11 protein-coding genes and 1 pseudogene are annotated in these 17,300 nt (G+C 71.2%); 7 read left to right on the top strand and 5 right to left on the bottom strand.

Features of this window, described 5'->3' with window-relative positions; genetic code table 11:
- Positions 1 to 40: 40 nt before the first annotated feature.
- Positions 41 to 1,102: a methylmalonyl Co-A mutase-associated GTPase MeaB gene (meaB, locus tag MXD59_RS08855; protein ID WP_308301675.1), complete on the top strand. Its 1,062-nt coding sequence runs from the start codon at positions 41 to 43 to the stop codon at positions 1,100 to 1,102.
- Positions 1,103 to 1,184: 82 nt separating this feature from the next.
- On the opposite strand, the gene MXD59_RS08860 is transcribed toward meaB, so the two are convergent.
- Positions 1,185 to 2,999, bottom strand: coding sequence for an ATP-binding response regulator (locus tag MXD59_RS08860; RefSeq protein WP_248824250.1), 1,815 nt, complete (start codon positions 2,997 to 2,999; stop codon positions 1,185 to 1,187).
- Between the two features lie 321 nt (positions 3,000 to 3,320).
- On the opposite strand from MXD59_RS08860, the gene MXD59_RS08865 reads away from it, so the two are divergent.
- Both MXD59_RS08865 and MXD59_RS08870 read left to right on the top strand, forming a co-directional pair.
- Positions 3,321 to 3,626 carry an MTH1187 family thiamine-binding protein gene (locus tag MXD59_RS08865; RefSeq protein ID WP_163547740.1) on the top strand — a complete coding sequence of 102 codons (306 nt, stop codon included), beginning with the start codon at positions 3,321 to 3,323 and terminating at the stop codon, positions 3,624 to 3,626.
- 127 nt (positions 3,627 to 3,753) lie between these two features.
- Complete coding sequence (locus MXD59_RS08870) at positions 3,754 to 4,767, top strand: tetratricopeptide repeat protein (protein WP_372511986.1); 1,014 nt, start codon at positions 3,754 to 3,756, stop codon at positions 4,765 to 4,767.
- 218 nt (positions 4,768 to 4,985) lie between these two features.
- On the opposite strand, the gene glgB is transcribed toward MXD59_RS08870, so the two are convergent.
- The 4 genes from glgB to MXD59_RS08890 form a co-directional block, all read right to left on the bottom strand.
- Positions 4,986 to 7,187, bottom strand: a complete 2,202-nt coding sequence (gene glgB, locus MXD59_RS08875) for a 1,4-alpha-glucan branching protein GlgB (RefSeq protein WP_372512004.1) — start codon at positions 7,185 to 7,187, stop codon at positions 4,986 to 4,988.
- Between the two features lie 599 nt (positions 7,188 to 7,786).
- On the bottom strand, positions 7,787 to 9,190 hold the full coding sequence (locus MXD59_RS08880; RefSeq protein WP_248824251.1) for a maltokinase N-terminal cap-like domain-containing protein: 1,404 nt from the start codon (positions 9,188 to 9,190) through the stop codon (positions 7,787 to 7,789).
- Positions 9,191 to 9,494: 304 nt separating this feature from the next.
- Positions 9,495 to 11,300 carry a maltose alpha-D-glucosyltransferase gene (treS, locus tag MXD59_RS08885; RefSeq protein ID WP_248824252.1) on the bottom strand — a complete coding sequence of 602 codons (1,806 nt, stop codon included), beginning with the start codon at positions 11,298 to 11,300 and terminating at the stop codon, positions 9,495 to 9,497.
- Positions 11,297 to 13,291, bottom strand: coding sequence for an alpha-1,4-glucan--maltose-1-phosphate maltosyltransferase (locus MXD59_RS08890; RefSeq protein ID WP_248824278.1), 1,995 nt, complete (start codon positions 13,289 to 13,291; stop codon positions 11,297 to 11,299). Before MXD59_RS08890 ends, treS begins: the two co-directional genes overlap by 4 nt.
- 662 nt (positions 13,292 to 13,953) lie before the next feature.
- On the opposite strand from MXD59_RS08890, the gene MXD59_RS08895 reads away from it, so the two are divergent.
- From MXD59_RS08895 to MXD59_RS08910, 4 genes and pseudogenes are all read left to right on the top strand, one after another.
- Positions 13,954 to 14,529: a TerD family protein gene (locus MXD59_RS08895; RefSeq protein ID WP_163547736.1), complete on the top strand. Its 576-nt coding sequence runs from the start codon at positions 13,954 to 13,956 to the stop codon at positions 14,527 to 14,529.
- Between the two features lie 214 nt (positions 14,530 to 14,743).
- Positions 14,744 to 15,919, top strand: a complete 1,176-nt coding sequence (locus tag MXD59_RS08900) for a DUF475 domain-containing protein (protein ID WP_248824253.1) — start codon at positions 14,744 to 14,746, stop codon at positions 15,917 to 15,919.
- Positions 15,920 to 16,149: 230 nt separating this feature from the next.
- A complete protein-coding gene (locus MXD59_RS08905; RefSeq protein ID WP_248824254.1) occupies positions 16,150 to 16,827 on the top strand; it encodes a TerD family protein in 678 nt (225 codons plus the stop codon).
- Positions 16,828 to 16,894: 67 nt separating this feature from the next.
- Positions 16,895 to 17,300 (top strand): annotated as a pseudogene (locus MXD59_RS08910) (hypothetical protein); the annotation flags it as partial.

Consider the following 17,300-nt stretch of genomic DNA (forward strand, 5'->3'; position numbering starts at 1 on the left):
GCCTCGTCCGCTGACGGTCCCCGGGAAACCGGACGGCCGGGTGGACACTGGATCGGTGCGGGCGAACCAGCGGGACACCGGCCCGGTGCGGCCCGCCGCGGCCGGCGCCGGGATCGCGGGTCTGGTCGCCGCGGCGGCCGAGGGCGACCGGCGGGCCGTGGCCCGGCTGCTGTCGTTGGCCGAGAACAACCCGGCCGGATGGCCGGAGCTCAGCGCCGCTCTCACCGCGCACGCGGTCCACGCCGGGCCGGCCAGGCCCGCGCAGATCGTCGGGCTGACCGGGCCACCTGGGGTGGGCAAGTCGACGACGACCGCGGCACTGGCGCGTGCCTTTCGGGACGCCGGGCGGCGGGTGGGGGTGCTGGCGGTGGACCCGTCCTCCCCGGTGACCGGCGGCGCGCTGCTGGGCGACCGGATTCGGATGACCGAGCTCGCCGGTGACCCGGGTGTCTTCGTGCGCTCCCTGGCCAGTCGTGGTCAGCTCGGCGGTCTGGCCCTGGCGACCGCGCAGGCGCTGCGCGTGCTCGGGGCCGCCGGCTACGACCTGCTGCTGGTCGAGACGGTCGGGGTGGGCCAGGCCGAGGTCGACATCGCCGCGCTGGCCGACACCACCTGTCTGCTGCTCGCGCCCGGAGCCGGAGACGGCGTGCAGGCGGTCAAGGCCGGTCTGCTCGAGGTGGCCGACATCCTGGTCGTGAACAAGTCCGATCAGCCGGGTGCCGACCGTACCGTCGCCGACCTCACCGCGATGCTCCGCCTGGGCCGACGGACGCCGCAGGCGGACGGTCCCGGTCCGGGGGTGGTCCGGCTGGCGGCCGTCCACGGGCAGGGGATCGACATCCTCCTCGGGCGGATCACGGACCACTACCAGTGGCTGGTCGCCTCCGGCGAGCTCGGACGGCGCCGGTTGGCCCGCGCCCGCGGCGAGATCCGCACGCTCGCGCTGGCCACCGTGCGGGCCAGGCTCGCCGACCCGGCGATGGAAGCCGCACTCGCCGCACTCGCCGGCGCCGTGGTCGACGCGACGATCGACCCCGCCCGGGCGTCCGAGCGCCTGCTGTCCGCCGCCTGGTCACCCCCGGCGGACGCGTCGACCGACTGACCCCTGCCACCCACCACCGGTGGAGTGATGCGACGACGGCCCGTGCCGGCAACGCCGTCCTTGAACGATCGTGGACAGCGCGCTAGCGGTGGGCGGGAACCGTGGCGGTCAGCGCGGCGGTGACGGTGGTGAGGCTCGCGGGAACAAGCGGCAGGTCGAGGACGTCGACGGCGCCGGCCCGGCGCAGCCGGGTGCGTTCGGGCGAGTCGGCATCCTCCGCCAGCACGAACGCCGGGATGGCGGCGCCGGTCGGGTCCGCCGCCAGCTGCGCGAGCAGCTCCGGCGCGGACGCGTCGGGAAGATCCTGGTCGATCAGGACGAACGCCGGCCGGGCCCGGCGCACCGCGTCCAGGGCCAGCCCTGCCCGTGGCACGGTGACGGTGTCGGCGCCAAGGGTGTCGGCGAGGACCTTCGCGACGGCGGAGCGCACCGCCGGATCGCCGCTGACATGGACCACCCGCAGGTCGTCCGAGGGTGCTCGCCGCCCGTTCGAACCGCCTGACAGTGCCGCCGCCGCACCGCTGTACCCACTCGCGGCACCCGCGCTCCAGCCGGCCCCGCCAGCGGAACCCTGCGCTCCGGCGCTGGCGGGGCCGCTTGTGCTCCCGTATCCCTTCGCGCCGGTGTAGCTGCCCGTGCCGGTGCGATCTCCCGCGCCGCCGTAGCCCTCCGACGAGCCGTAGCCCTCCGAGGCACCGTAACCGCCCGAGGCACCGTAACCGCCCGAGGAGCCGTAGCCACCCGAGGAGCCATAACCGTTGGACGAGCCGTAGCCGCCCGAGGAGCCGTAGCCACTCGAGCCACCGCTGTAGGGCTGGTCGAAGCCGTCGTCGTCGTAGGCGTCCGGGTCCTCGAAGCGCATGTCGACGGCGTCCAGCACGACGGCGAACACGCTGCCGACACCGTGCCGGCTGGCGACCGTCAGCACGCCGCCCATCGCTGTCACCAGGGCGTGGGACAGGGCGAGGCCCAGGCCGCTGCCCTCGATGCCCGTGCGTTCGGCGCCGAGGCGTTCGAACGGTCGGAACAGGCGGTCGATCGCGCGGGGCGAGAGGCCCACGCCGTCGTCCTCGACCTCGATGCGAATCCGCGAGCCGGTGATCGGGACGACGCCGACCCGGACGCAGCCACCCTCGCGGCCGTACTTCAGCGCGTTGCCGACCAGGTTCAGCAGAACCTGCCAGAGTCGGCGACGGTCCGCGTCGGCGATCAGCGGCTCGGCCGGATGGATGACCCGGCGGATGCTGCGCGGCGCGGCCAGCGGCTCGACCAGCTCCACCACGCCCTTGACGATGTCCAGGACGTTCACCGGACCCTTGCTGATGTCGCCGCGGCCAGCCCGCAACCGGGCCAGGTCGAGCACGTCGTCGATGAGCGCCTGCATGTGCCGGCCGCCGGTGATGATGCGTTCGACATCGTCGTGCAGATCGGGGGAGAGCGGCTCCAGCTCGAGGAGCTGGGCGAAGCCGAGCATCGCGTTCAGCGGTGTGCGCAGCTCGTGGCCGAGCCGGGCGATCAGCTCGTCCTTGGCGCGCGACTCGTTCTCGGCGACCTCACGGGCCCGGCTGTCGCTGGTGTCCCGGGCGATGACGACCAGCCCGCCCTCGGGATCGCGCCGGACGGTGACGTGGTGCGGCGCGGTGGCCCCGGAGCCCGTGACCAGGCCGACCGACCCGCGCCACTGATCGCTGTGCGCCAGCCCGGCGGTGACCGCCTCGACCAGGGCCACCCGGAACGCCGGGTCGACCACCTCGACCAGATCGGTGACATGCGGATCGCGCGGCACACGGTCGGCCAGGAACGCCTGGGCGGCCGCACCCATGTCGGTGACATGGCCGTCCGCGCCGACGACCACCGCAAGGTCCGTCAGCGCGTCGAGCAGCGTGCGTGGCCCCACCTACGCCTCGTTATCCGTCTTCGTCCACCCCACGGCGGGCAATGGTAGGGCGTGTCGCCAGGCCCTGTTGTCCCGGGTTTGCGCAATCGCCCGTTCGGTGCGCCACCCGTGACTTCTGGTGACATGTCGACAGCTTACCGGCCGCCCGGATTTGTCACGGTAGCAGGCGGCTGTCGGCCCTCCGGAGACACCGGTCCGCCGGCCCGTGGGCCGCACTCCGGTCGCCGTCACCCGCCGATCGCCGTCGTCCGGCGTGGGACGTCGTCCACCGGGGAGGGTCATCGGATGGTCGGACGGGGCTTCGCGTGGTAGGTGTGGTTCATGCTGGTTGCCTTCAGTGTCACGCCCATCGGAGCCGGCGAGGGGGTCGCGGAGCTGGTCGCCGAGGCCGTCCGGGTCGTACGCGCCAGCGGCCTGCCGCACGAGACCAACGCGATGTTCACGACCATCGAAGGGGACTGGGACGAGGTCATGGAGGTCGTGCGCCGCGCGACCGAGGCCGTCCGTGCCCACGCGGGCCGGGTGAGCCTCGTCCTGAAAGCCGACCTGCGGGACTCCGTGGACGACGCGCTGCACAGCAAGGTGGCCAGCATCGAGCGCATCCTCGCCGCCGACGATCCGGCCTGACGATCCGGCCGGACCCGGCCGGACGAGCCCGGTCTGACGCGCGGGCCGACGAGCGGAGCTACAGCCGGACGCGAACTGGCGCCGGCCAGCACCTCCGTGGACGCGCGCCGGATGTCACGATGGAGGCATGCAACGTAGGCCACCAGTTCCATCCGGAGTGCCGCGGGGCGCGGGAGGCCCGGGACGACCCGGGCGACTGCCCGACAGCCTCGGCGGCCTGCGCCTCGCCGGCGCCGTTCCGCTCGACCCCAAGCCGGCCGCTGCGCCCCCACCCCCCAACCCGGGTCCCGCCCCCGCGGGAGCGGGCGGCGGCGCCCCGGCCGGCGCGGGCACCGCCACCGGCCCGGTGGTGATCGACGTGACCGAAGCGAGTTTCGAGACGGACGTGGTCAACCGCTCGATGCAGGTGCCGGTCGTGCTCGACTTCTGGGCCTCGTGGTGTGGCCCGTGCAAGCAGCTCAGCCCGGTACTGGAGAAGCTCGCGGCGGACGACGGCGGGCGCTGGATTCTCGCGAAGATCGACGTCGACGCCAACCCGCAGCTCGCCCAGGCGGCCGGGGTGCAGGGCATTCCGACCGTCAAGGCGGTCGTCGGCGGGCGCATCATCGGCGAGTTCACCGGCGCCGTCCCCGAGCGGGAGGCCCGCGCCTGGCTCGACCAGCTGCTGTCCGTCGTCGCCGAGGCGACCGGCGATGCGCCCGGTGGCGTACCCGGCGGCGCGCCCCAACAGGACCCGCACCTCGCCGCCGCCGAGGACGCCCTCGCCCAGGGCGATCTCGACACGGCGGTCGAGTCCTACCGCGCTCGTCTCGACGAGGCGCCCGGCGACCCGGAAGCCACGCTGGGCCTGGCCCGGGCCGAGCTGCTGCGCCGGGTACGCGATCACGACCCGGCCCGTATCCGGGCTCGTCTCGCCGCCGATCCGGACGACCTCGAGGCCGCGATCGCCGCCTCCGACCTGCGTCTGGCCGAGGGTGACACCCCCGGTGCCCTGGCCGACCTGGTCGCACTGGTCCGGCGCACCAGCGGCCCCGAGCGCGAGCAGGTCCGAGCCCACCTGGTCGGTCTCTTCCAGGCCCTGGGCGAGGAGGACCCCGCCGTGGCCCCCGCCCGCAGATCCCTGGCCGCAGCCCTGTTCTGACCCCCGCCCCGTTCTGGCCCACCCGCGCCGTGGCCAGATGATCGTCCCCGCCGGGGCCTGCTGAGGAATCCGCTGTTTCGATCCCTGCGCAGGCCCCGGCCGGACACTGCCCTGGTCGCGGCCCCGGCGTCATGGACCCGGACCACCCGGACCACCCGGACCACCCGGTCCGCCTGGGGTCCGCGAGGTGTCGGTGCGGGTCAGGAGTGGGGTGCGGGTCAGACAGTGGGGTCGTGGCGGAGCCAGATGGCGCCGAGGACCGGCAGGGTGACGGACGCGGAGGCCGGCAGGCCGTGGTACGGCCGGTCGGTGGCCTCGACCGCGCCCAGGTTGCCGAGATTGGCGCCGCCGTAGCGCTGGCTGTCGGTGTTGAGCACCTCCCGCCAGCGGCCGGGGAACGGCAGCCCGATCCGGTGCTCGTGGTGGGCGATGCCCGCGAAGTTCGTGATGCAGGCGATCACACCGGAGCCGCCGGAGGTCGCGTCACCCGAGCCGGTGTCGGAGGCGGCGGTGTCGGAGGCGCCGGACCAGCGTAGGAACGAGAAGACGTTGTTGCCGGTGTCGTTGGCGTCGATCCAGGAGAAGCCGGTGGGGTCGACGTCCCGGCGGTAGAGCTCGGGGGAGGCCCGGTAGAGGGCGTTGAGGTCGCGGACGAGGGCGGCGAGACCGTGGTGACCGGGCTCGTCGAGCAGGGGCCAGTCGAGGGAGGCGCCCTCGTTCCACTCGTTGTCCTGGCCGAACTCACTGCCCATGAAGAGCAGTTTCTTGCCGGGATGCGCCCACATGTAGGCGTACAGGGCGCGCAGGTTCGCCAGCTGCTCCCAGCGGTTGCCGGGCATGCGGCGCAGCATCGAACCCTTGCCGTGGACGACCTCGTCGTGGCTGAACGGCAGGATGTAGTTCTCCGAGTAGGCGTAGACCATGGAGAACGTCATCTGGTGATGGTGGAAGCTGCGGTGCACCGGCTGGTGGGAGGTGTAGTCCAGGGTGTCGTGCATCCAGCCCATGTTCCATTTGAAGCCGAAGCCGAGTCCGCCCAGGTGCGTCGGGCGGGTGACACCGGGCCAGGCGGTCGACTCCTCGGCGATCATCATGGCGCCGGGGAAGCGGCGGTAGACCGTCGCGTTGGTCTCCTGCAGGAAGGCGACGGCGTCGAGGTTCTCCCGGCCGCCGTGCTCGTTGGGCAGCCACTGGCCGTCGGGGCGGGAGTAGTCCAGGTAGAGCATGGCGGCGACGGCGTCGACCCGCAGGGCGTCGACGTGGAACTCCTCGAACCAGTACACGGCGTTGGCGACGAGGAAGTTGCGCACCTCGGGACGGCTCACGTCGAAGACGTAGGTGCCCCAGTCGGGCTGCTCACCGCGGCGCGGATCGGGGTGCTCGTACAGGGGGGTGCCGTCGAAGCGGCCCAGCGCCCAGGAGTCGCGGGGGAAGTGCGCGGGCACCCAGTCGACGATCACGCCGATGCCGGCCTGGTGGAGGGTCTCGACGAGGTGGCGGAACTCGTCCGGGCTGCCGAAGCGGGCCGTCGGCGCGTAGTAGGCCGAGACCTGGTATCCCCAGGAGCCGCCGAAGGGATGCTCGGCGACGGGCAGCAGCTCGACGTGGGTGAAACCGCTGTCCTGGACGTAGGCGGTGAGCTGCTCGGCGAGCTCGAGGTAGGACAGTCCGCGCCGCCAGGAGCCCAGGTGCACCTCGTAGATGCTGATCGGTTCGGTGTGCCAGGCGGTGCTGGCCCGACGCGCGATCCAGTCCCCGTCCGACCAGGTGTGGGTCGAGTGGGTGACGACGCTCGCGGTCGCGGGTGGAACCTCGGTGCGGAAGGCCATCGGATCGGCCTTCTGCCGCCAGACACCGTCGAAGCCGAGGATCTCGTACTTGTAGCGCAGGCCGGCGCCCGCACCGGGGACGAACAGCTCCCACACACCGCAGCTGCCCAGCGAACGCATCGGGAAGGCGCGGCCGTCCCAGAAGTCGAAGTCGCCGACCAGGCGAACCCCCCGCGCGGACGGGGCCCACACCGCGAAGCTGACACCGGTGACCGCCTGGCCGCCGGGGGTGTGCAGGGTGCGCGGGTGGGCGCCGAGGACCTTCCACAGCTGCTCGTGGCGTCCCTCGGCGATCAGATGCCGGTCGATCTCGCCGACGGTCGGCAGATGCCGGTAGGGATCGTCGATGACGCCGGTGGCGTGCGGATAGGTCACCTCGACCTGGTAGTCGGGCAGGTGACCGGGCAGCACGGCGGCGAACACCCCGCCGCTGTGCAGCCGGGTGGCGGGGTAGCGCGCCTCGCCGACGAGCAGGGTCGCGCAGCTCGCGTCCGGGCGCAGCACGCGTACGACGGTCGCGTCGCCGCTGGGATGGGCGCCGAGCACCGAGTGCGGGTCGTGATGGGTGCCGGCCACCAGCCGGTCCAGCACCCCGGGCGGTACGTCCAGCGGCGGCGGCTCGGCCACGGCCACGGCCGTTTCCCGCGCCGCGCCGTTCACCTCGGCCGGCCGCTGCGGTTCACCCACGTCACCCTCGCCTGTCGGTACCCCGTCGCCGCCGCCCGACCCGTCGCCACTGCCTGACCTGTCGCCACTGCCTGACCTGTCGCCACTGCCCGACCCGTCACCCGCGGGGGTGGCGCCGGCGGACTCGGCGGACGGCACGGTCTCGGTCTGTTCGGTGTCGGTCCGTTCTGTCTCGGCTCGTTCGGTGGTGGTGGCGGTGGTCGGCTCGCCGGGGTGGCTGAACCGCTCGGCGGCGCGATCGGCCAGGGCCACCCGGCCCTCCCGGTCACGGATCGACGCGTCGGGGCCGGCGGGGCCGGCAGGGGCCGGCCAACCGATGGCTCCCTGCGCGCCGCGGCGCCCCGTTCGCGCCGTGCCGTTGGTGACGTCGCCGTTGGTCACGGGGACACCCCTGCCTCTCTCCGCGTGGGGGATCAGGTGATCTGGATGGTCGAATGGGGCCTGGATGGTCGAATGGGGCCTGGATGGTCGAATGGGGCCTGGATGGTCGAATAGGCAGAGTGCTAGCCGGCGGGTGCGGCGGGTGCCGCGGTCGCGGTGAGCCGGGTGACCGCGGCCAGCGGGATCCGAATCCAGCCGGGTCGGTGACGTGCCTCGTAGAGCACCTCGTAGACGGCCTTGTCGAGTTCCAGGGCGCGCAGCATCGTCGCGTCGTCGCGCGGGTCACGTCCGGCGGTGGCGGCGTAGCCCTGGCAGAAGGCGTCCCGGTTGCGCTGCGCCCATTCCTGCGCGCGGTACTCCAGGCCCGGCTCGTCGTCCCGTTCGAGCTGGAGTGACCGGGCCGCGTAGTCGAAGGAACGCAGCATCCCGGCGACGTCGCGCAGGGGGGACTCGAGGCCGACACGGTCGGCGACCGGCCGGGCCGGCTCGCCCTCGAAGTCGAACAGCACCCAGCCGGAGTCGACCCGCAGCACCTGACCCAGGTGCAGATCGCCGTGCAGGCGTTGGAAGGGCCGGGGGTGCACGAGGGCCGGGGGCGCTGCGTGCAGCGCGTCGTAGACGGTGCGGATCGCCTCTGCGTGTGGGTGCAGCGCCTCCACCCCGTCGAGGGCGGCGTCGAGACGGCCGCGCAGGTAGGCGGCGAGCCCGCGCAGGTCGTCCGCGGTCGGCGGACGGGTCGGCAGGGCGCGGGCGAGGTCGGCGTGCACCTGCGCGGTGGCGGCGCCGAGGCGTTCGGCCTCGGCGGCGAAGTCACCCCCGACCTCGTCGGCGCGCAGGTCGGCTTCGGCGTACAGGTCGCGGACGCTGGCCAGCGCCATCCGCCAGCCCTCGCTGCCACTGCGCAGGTACTGCTGCAGGAAACCGAACGTGGTCGGGACGCCGGTGACCTCGCCGGTGTACCAGGCCACCGGTGCGGCCACGTGCTGGCTGCCGACGGCGGCCAGCGCCCGGGTCACCTCGAGGTCGGGGTTCTCGCCGGGCCACAGCCGGCGGAACACCTTGAGGATGTAGGCGTCGCCGTAGACGACGGAGGAGTTGGACTGCTCGGCCCCGATCGGGGCCGCGGGCAGGTCGACCAGCGGTACCCGGGTGTCGTCGTCCGGCGCCGGGAAGCGTTCGGCGACGAGGTCGTCGCGGTGCACGGCCCGGGCGAGGAAGTCCAACAGTGTGGCCGCGCCGGAGGGATCGGCGAGCCCGTCGTACACCAGGCCGCCGGCGCACTCGCCGATCAGGAACCCCTCGTGCCCGTGCGGCGCGTCATGACGCAGCACCAGCGGGACCTGGTAGAACTCGGCGGGGCCGCGGTCGTAGTCGACCTCGACGATCAGCAGCCGCAACGGCTCGCTGACCAGGATGTCCCGGTGAATCCGCAACCGGCCGCTGGCCCGGCCCTTGCCGGCGAACCAGCGCTGCCGCGGCAGCCAGTCCGTCAACAGGCCGGTCAGCTCACCATGGTGGTCACCCATCCCCGGCCTCCCGGTCCCCGCAGTCGACGATCATCATCGCACCTAACGTCGAATATCCCGAAAATACCTTTCCTTGTCCGTACTACGCCTACGCAGCGCGCCGACACCGGTCCGGACTGTCCCCACCGCGTCGGTCGTCCGTCAGCTGAGCATCCGTTGACCGCGCCACGACGCCGACACCGACGCCTACGACGGCCAGCCCGACCCATCCGGCATCGAACAGGTCCGGACGGATCGGGATGGCCGGCGGGGCGATCGGTGGGGCGACCGGAGCGGCAGTGTACGGACTGGACGTGGACAGGGCTCAGGGGGTGAATTCCCCCGGTCTGGACAGCGCGAACCAGTAATGTCCGTGACCTGGCAAGGTCAGCAGGTACGGCAGGTCGCCGATCGGCGGAAAGTGCACCCGTCCCAGCAGTTCGACGGGGACCATTCCCTCGAAGCGGCGCAGGTCAAGCTCCACCGGCTGGGCGAAGCGTGACAGGTTCGCCACGCACAGCACGCTGTCGTCGCCGAACTCGCGCACATAGGCGAACACCGAGGGGTTGGACGCGCCCAGTTCCTCGAAGCTGCCCAGGCCGAAGACGGGATGCCGCTTGCGTACCTCGATCATCCGCCGCGTCCAGGACAGGAACGAGGTCTGGGTGCGCTGCCCGGCCTCGACGTTGAGTCCCTGGTAGCCGTAGACCGGGTCCATGATCAGCGGCAGGTAGAGGCGGGCCGGGTCGGAGGTGGAGAACCCGGCGTTGCGGTCGGGCGACCACTGCATCGGGGTGCGGACACTGTCGCGGTCACCCAGATAGATGTTGTCGCCCATGCCGATCTCGTCGCCGTAGTACAGCACCGGGGAACCCGGCAGCGACAGCAGCAGCGCGGTGAACAGTTCCATCTGGTCGCGGCTGTTGTCCAGCAGCGGCGCGAGCCGGCGGCGGATACCGATGTTCGCCTTCATGCGGGGGTCCTTGGCGTACTCCGCCCACATGTAGTCACGCTCGTCGTCGGTGACCATCTCGAGGGTGAGCTCGTCGTGGTTGCGCAGGAAGATGCCCCACTGACAGTTCGTCGGAATCTGTGGGGTCTGCGCCAGGATCTCCGAGATCGGGTAGCGCGACTCACGCCGGACCGCCATGAAGATGCGTGGCATCAACGGGAAGTGGAACGCCATGTGGCACTCGTCGTCGGCGCCGAAGTACTCGACGACGTCGGAGGGCCACTGGTTGGCCTCGGCGAGCAGCACCCGGTCGGCGTACTTGGCGTCGACCTCCTTGCGGACGCGGCGCAGGTACTCGTGCGTCTCGGGCAGGTTCTCGCCGTTGGTGTTGTCCCGCACGTACAGGTAGGGCACCGCGTCGAGGCGGAACCCGTCGATGCCGAGATCCAGCCAGAACCGCAGGACCTCGAGCATCGCCTCCTGGACGTCCGGATTGTCATAGTTCAGGTCGGGCTGGTGGGAGAAGAAGCGGTGCCAGTAGTACTGGCCGCGCACCGGATCCCACGACCAGTTCGACTTCTCGGTGTCGACGAAGATGATCCGGGCTTCCGGATACCGGGTGTCGGTGTCGGACCAGACGTAGAAGTCGCCGTAGGGGCCGTCCGGGTCCGAGCGGGACGCCTGGAACCACGGATGCGCGTCCGAGGTGTGGTTCATCACCAGGTCGGCGATGATCCGGATGCCGCGGCGGTGGGCCTCGTCGACGAGAGCCACGAAATCGCCCAGGTCGCCGAACTCGGGCAGGACCTGGAAGTAGTCGGCGATGTCGTAGCCACCGTCGCGCAGCGGCGACGAGTAGATCGGCAACAGCCACAGGCAGTCGACGCCGAGCCACTCGAGGTAGTCGAGCTTGGAGATCAGTCCGCGGATGTCGCCGGTGCCGTCCCCGTTGGAGTCTGCGAAGCCGCGGATCAGTACCTCGTAGAACACCGCGCGCTTGTACCAGTGCGGGTCGCGGGGGGACGGGCCGACCGGCCCGGACGGTGCCGGCCCCGGCGCCGGGCGCGGGGCCTCGGCGCCGATCCGCTCGCTCAACGGCTCCGGCTCGGTGTTGACGATGACCTCCGCCTCGACGAACGCGCCTTCGGATGGCCGGCCGGGGTCGAGCGCGTCGCTCATGACCGGGTCCGCACCGTGAAGATGTGCGCGGACTCCACCGTCGGGTCGAGCCGGACGTAGTTGTGCCGGCCCCACTGGTAGGTCGCCCCGGTGATCTCGTCGGTGACCTCGATCGTGTCGTCCCAGTCGGAACCGAGCGCGGGCAGGTCGAGATGCACCGTGGTCTCGTGGGCCTGGTGCGGATCGAGGTTGACGACGACGAGCACCGTGTCGGCGGCGGCGGCGTCGGTGGCGGGCAGGCGCTTGGAATAGACCATGATCTGTTCGCTGTCGGCCTGGTGCAGGTGCAGGTTGCGCAGCCAGTGCAGGGCCGGGTGGGCCCGGCGGATCTGGTTGAGCCGGGTCAGGTACGGCGCGAGTGAGAGCCCGGCCGCCTCGGCACCCGCCCAGTCCCGCGGCCGGTACTGGTACTTCTCGGAGTCGAGGTACTCCTCGCCGCCCGGCCGGACCGCGAGGTTCTCACCGAGCTCGTACCCGGCGTAGACACCCCAGGTCGGCGACAGCGTCGCCGCGAGCGCCGCCCGCAGGCGGAACGCCGCCGGCCCGCCGTCCTGGAGGAAACCGGGCAGGATATCCGGGGTGTTGACGAAGAAGTTCGGCCGCATGTAATGCGCGGAGGCGACCAGTTCGGTCGCGTACTCCTCCAGTTCCCACTTCTCGTTGCGCCAGGTGAAGTAGGTGTATGACTGAGTGAAACCGACCTTGGCCAGTGTGTGCATCATCGCCGGCCGGGTGAAGGCCTCGGCGAGGAAGAGCACGTCCGGTTCGGTCGCCTTCACCTGACCGATGAGCCATTCCCAGAACTCGACCGGCTTCGTGTGGGGATTGTCGACCCGGAAGATGCGCACTCCGTGCCCGGTCCAGTACCGAACCACCCGAAGGATCTCCTGGTAGAGACCGTTCGGGTCCGCGTCGAAGTTCAGCGGGTAGATGTCCTGGTACTTCTTCGGCGGGTTCTCGGCATAGGCGATGGATCCGTCACTGCGCACGACGAACCACTCCGGATGCCGCTTGGCCCACGGATGGTCCGGCGCGCACTGCAGGGCGAGGTCGAGGGCGATCTCCATGCCGAGCGAGCGGGCCCGCGCGACGAACAGGTCGAAGTCCTCGATCGTGCCGAGGTCTGGATGCACGGCGTCGTGGCCGCCGTGCTCGCTGCCGATCGCCCACGGGGAACCCGGGTCGTCCTCACCCGGAGTGAGGGTGTTGTTCGGGCCCTTGCGGTTGACCTCGCCGATCGGATGGATCGGTGGCAGGTACACCACGTCGAAGCCCATCGCGGCGACCGCGGGCAGCCGCTCGGCGGCGGTCAGGAACGTCCCGGAGCGCGGCGGGTCCAGGGTGGCACCCTCCGAGCGCGGGAACAGTTCGTACCAGCTCCCGTAGAGCGCCCTGGGCCGGTCCACCCACACCCGGTACAGCGGGGAGCGGGTGATCAGCTCGCGCAGCGGAAACGCGTCGAGCAGGCTCACCAGGTGCGCGTCGAGCACGGCAGCGATCCGATCATGAGGATCGCTGAGCGCATCGTCACGCAGCGTGGCTACCGCCCGGGCTATCTCCGCCCGCCGCCCCTCCGGTACCCCTGGTAGTGCCCGCAGCAGCAGCCGGGCACCGTCCTCGAAGTCGACCGCGAGCTCGTCACAGCCCTGCCCCGCGCCGACCTTCAGCTCGATGCCGTGGCGCCAGGTGGCGACAGGATCCGCCCACGCCTCGACGCGGAATCCCCACAGGCCACTTCCGCCCACGGTGATTTCCGCCTCGAAGCGGTCGGTGCCCGCGCCGACCACCCGCATCGGAACGTAGGGCGTGCCCTGGCCGTCGGGCCCGGACAGCACCACGTTCGCACCGATGAGATCGTGACCCTCCCGGAAGACGGTCGCGCCCACGGTAATTCTCTCGCCCACGACCGCGCGCGCGGGCCACTGGCCGCACGACACGACCGGGGTCACGTCGGAGATGACAACCCGGCCTACTGAACGTCCGATCATCATGGCGACCTTATCCAGACGAACCACGCCTCAATGGTCCGCCCTGCACGTGGCGAATAGCGACACCTCTACGTGAACTGCCCGCGACCATCGCGTGGGTGAATGTTGGCGTCGAGGTGGGTCAGTCGGCACCGTCCGGATGGTCTGCACTGCTGCCGATGTTCCCCAGTTGCCAGGCGTACGAACGTCCGAACCGCGTCTGTTGTGCGGTTCGGCGTGGACTTTCGCGGCCAGACCACGGCCACGCGGCGGTCTGGCCGAGCCCACCGCAGGTGCCCGGGCGTTGGGTGCACGGTGTGGATGCGTCCATCGGGTCGGTGGCCGAGTTTCCAGTCGTGTTACGGCGGCCCCGCGTGTTACGGCCACGTGACCAATCTCCTCGGGGGGTCGCCGGGAACCCTGCGCGGCGCTCGTTCGTCCCGCAGTGCACACGGAGCTTGGGGGATCTGCGCTGACGGGCACCGCATCGAGGCCACTGTCGCACGGCCGGGCACGGCCGCGGCGGTGCCCGGGCGTACCCGGGTGCGGCCGCACGGGGGCGATCGCGCCCGACAGTAGGCTGCCGGCGCCTGGTCCGAACCATGGCACCGGGTGACCACAGGGCACACACATCGCAGCCGACCGAACCTCGACGGTGGTCGGCGGACGCAGGAGGAGAGAGCACAGTGGGAGTAAGCCTCAGCAAGGGCGGCAACGTCTCGCTGACCAAGGAGGCCCCCGGCCTGACCAGCATCCTGGTGGGTCTGGGCTGGGACGTGCGCAGCACGACCGGTGCCGACTTCGACCTGGACGCCAGCGCCATCGCCTGCCGCGCCGACGGCAAGGTCGTCTCGGACGGGCACTTCATCTTCTTCAACAACCTCAAGAGCCCGGACGGCGCGATCGAGCACCAGGGCGACAACCTCACCGGTGAGGGCGAGGGCGACGACGAGGCGATCACCGTCAACCTGGGCTCGCTGCCCACCGAGATCGACAAGATCGTGTTCCCGGTGTCGATCTACGACGCCGAGTCGCGCCAGCAGAACTTCGGCCAGGTCCGCAACGCCTTCATCCGGGTCGTCAACGGGGCCGGCGGTACCGAGATCGCCCGCTACGACCTGACCGAGGACGCCTCCACCGAGACCGCGATGGTCTTCGGTGAGGTCTACCGGCACGGCAGCGACTGGAAGTTCCGCGCCGTCGGCCAGGGCTACGCCTCCGGTCTCGCCGGCATCGCCCGGGACTTCGGCGTAAACGTCTGAATCCAACGCCTGGTGTAGCCCATTTGTCAGGTCGCGCACCCCTGGTGAGCGGCTACGATGCCGTCGACCGCCGACCTGGGCCGATGGCCTCGGGATCGACGCGGTCTCCGGTGACTTCGAGCGACCCGGTGGATCCGACGGACCGCGGATCCACCCGCGCGGTGTGGCCGGGTGACCGTGGTCTGGCGATCGGTCCGGAAAGGTGTTGGTGGGCGTGCACGCCTTGAGGATCTTCGGATGGTCCTTTGCAATAACCGCGCTGGGGGTGGCTGCGGCCGGGGTGCTCGGCGGGCCCCGGGACGCGGCCATCGTGGCCATCCTCGCGATCCTGGAGATCAGCCTCTCCTTCGACAACGCGGTGATCAACGCCACGATCCTGCGCCGGATGAGCGAGTGGTGGCAGAAGATCTTCCTGACGCTCGGCGTGCTCATCGCCGTGTTCGGCATGCGGCTGATCTTCCCGATCGTGATCGTGGCACTGACCGCGCATCTGAGCCCGGTCGACGTGTTCGACCTGGCTCTCAACGACAGCGCGCAGTACGCGGAGAAGCTCGGGGACGCGCATCCGGCGATCGCCGCGTTCGGCGGGATCTTCCTGTTCATGATCTTTCTGGACTTCCTGTTCGATCCCGAGCGGGAGATCCAGTGGATCAGGAAGCTGGAGGAGCCGCTGCGTCGGGCCGGCCAGCTGGACGTGATCCCGATCGTGGTCGCACTCGTGGCCCTGCTCGTCGTCGGTGAGGCCTTCTCCGGCGACCACACCCAGCAGGTGCTCACCTCGGGCGTCGCGGGTCTGGCCACCTACCTGGCGGTGCGTGGTCTCGGGGAGTTCTTCGAGGCGCAGGGGATCGGCGACGAGGACGACGGTGCTGACGACGACAGCGCCGTGGGCGGCGCAGTGGCGGCCGGGGACACGGCCGCACCCGCCCGTTCCGGTGGGACGCCCAAGCTGGTGCTCGCCACCGGCCGGGCCGCCGCCTTCCTGTTCCTCTACCTGGAGGTCATCGACGCCTCGTTCTCCTTCGACGGGGTCGTCGGCGCGTTCGCGATCTCCCAGAACATCTTCGTCATCGCCGCCGGTCTCGGCATCGGTGCCATGTACATCCGGTCACTGACGGTGTACCTGGTCCGGCGCGGCACCCTGTCCGAGTACATCTATCTCGAGCACGGTGCGCACTACGCGATCGGCGCGCTGGCGATCATTCTGGCCATCTCGATCGAGACCGAGGTGCCGGAGATCATCACCGGCCTGGTCGGCGTCGCCTTCATCGGCCTGGCGCTGGTGTCCTCCATCCGACACCGCCGCAAGGAGGCCGCGGCCGGGGGTGACAACGCCGGGCAGGACGACGAACCCGACACATCCCGCGAGCCGGCCCCGGCCCCGCTGTAACCGCACTTCCCGCACTTCCTGTAACACCTGGGCACACAGCGTTGTCGCACGGCCCGCTTGACCGCGCTGCTTCTGGGACGGCCCTGTCCGTGGGACGACGGACAGGGTCTGGAGCAGTACGCAACGGATGTGACATCGTCGGGAGCATCCAGTGATCTGACTGACATCCGGTATCCGCGCAGGCGCCCGGCGACCGCGCAGGTACCCGGCGACCGCGAGGGAGCGGATCCATGGGCATTGACTACTCGAAGCGTCCGGCCGCGCCACCGGCCGGCTCCGGCCCGGTGTCGTTGAGCAAGGTGACGCTGACCAAATCCACCCCGACCGTCTCGCTGAGCAAGCAGGGCGGCGGCGGTCGACTGCACGTGAACCTGAACTGGAACCAGAACCCCGCGTCCGGCGCCCCCAAGGGTGGCTTCCTCAAGCGTGTCCTCGGCGCCGGCTCCAGCGGCATCGACCTCGACCTGGCCGCGCTGTTCGAGCTCTCCGACGGCCGCTCCGGCGTCGTGCAGGCGCTCGGCAACGCGTTCGGCTCGTTCGACGCGGCGCCGTTTCTCAACCTCGACGCGGACGACCGGACCGGTGCCGCGGCCGGCGGGGAGAACCTCTACGTCAACCTCAACCAGATCGCCCAGATCCGTCGGGTGCTCGTCTTCGCCTTCATCTACGAGGGTGTGGCGTCCTTCGACCAGGCCGACGCCGTGGTCACCCTGACCCCCGCGCAGGGGGCCCCGATCGAGGTACGGCTGGACGAGCAGGCGGGCGGGTCCCGGATGTGCGCGATCGCGCTGTTGACGAATACTGGCAACGACTTCAGCGTCAGCCGCGAGGTCCGGTATGTCAGCGGGCACCGTGAGCTCGACAAGGCATACGCATGGGGTCTGAACTGGACCGCCGGCAGTAAGTAGGACACGCCGGTACCTCGCGATGACCCCCCCGGTCCCGCCGCCCGGCGGCGAGGAGGATCGTTTTCCGATGTTCCAGCCACGCCGCGACCCCGCCCCACGAACCGAGCGGACGAGCTGGTTTCCCACCGCGTCGGCGCGCCACGGGTCGTCGCAGGAGCGTGACGACCCTGTCGCGTATCCGGACTCCCACGGCGCCGACCCGCGCGAGGCCGACCCCGGCGGGACCGACCCACGCGACGCCGGGTCGGAGGGGGCCGACCCACGCGAGCCGCGCGACGTACGTGACGCCGACCCGCGTGCCGGGGAGGTGGCGGGTCCCGGCGCGTCCGTGGACCCGCTCGACGTCCGTCCACGGCACGCGGATCCGCGGGTGTCCGCGGGCTTCGCGTCCGGTCCCTACCGGCCGGCGCCGGGGGGGCGGGCCCCCCGCCGGGGCGGGGGCGCCGCGGCGGGGGGCCCCCCCCCCGCGGCCC

Origin of the sequence: Frankia umida (assembly GCF_023242945.1) — a bacterium.
Lineage (GTDB): Bacteria > Actinomycetota > Actinomycetes > Frankiales > Frankiaceae > Frankia > Frankia umida.

Coding starts and splice junctions, on each gene's coding strand:
- MXD59_RS08865 (WP_163547740.1), top strand. CDS start 3,321: ATGCTGGTTGCCTTCAGTGTCACGCCCATCGGAGCCGGCGAGGGGGTC.
- MXD59_RS08870 (WP_372511986.1), top strand. CDS start 3,754: ATGCAACGTAGGCCACCAGTTCCATCCGGAGTGCCGCGGGGCGCGGGA.
- MXD59_RS08880 (WP_248824251.1), bottom strand. CDS start 9,190: ATGGGTGACCACCATGGTGAGCTGACCGGCCTGTTGACGGACTGGCTG.
- treS (WP_248824252.1), bottom strand. CDS start 11,300: ATGAGCGACGCGCTCGACCCCGGCCGGCCATCCGAAGGCGCGTTCGTC.
- MXD59_RS08890 (WP_248824278.1), bottom strand. CDS start 13,291: ATGATGATCGGACGTTCAGTAGGCCGGGTTGTCATCTCCGACGTGACC.
- MXD59_RS08905 (WP_248824254.1), top strand. CDS start 16,150: ATGGGCATTGACTACTCGAAGCGTCCGGCCGCGCCACCGGCCGGCTCC.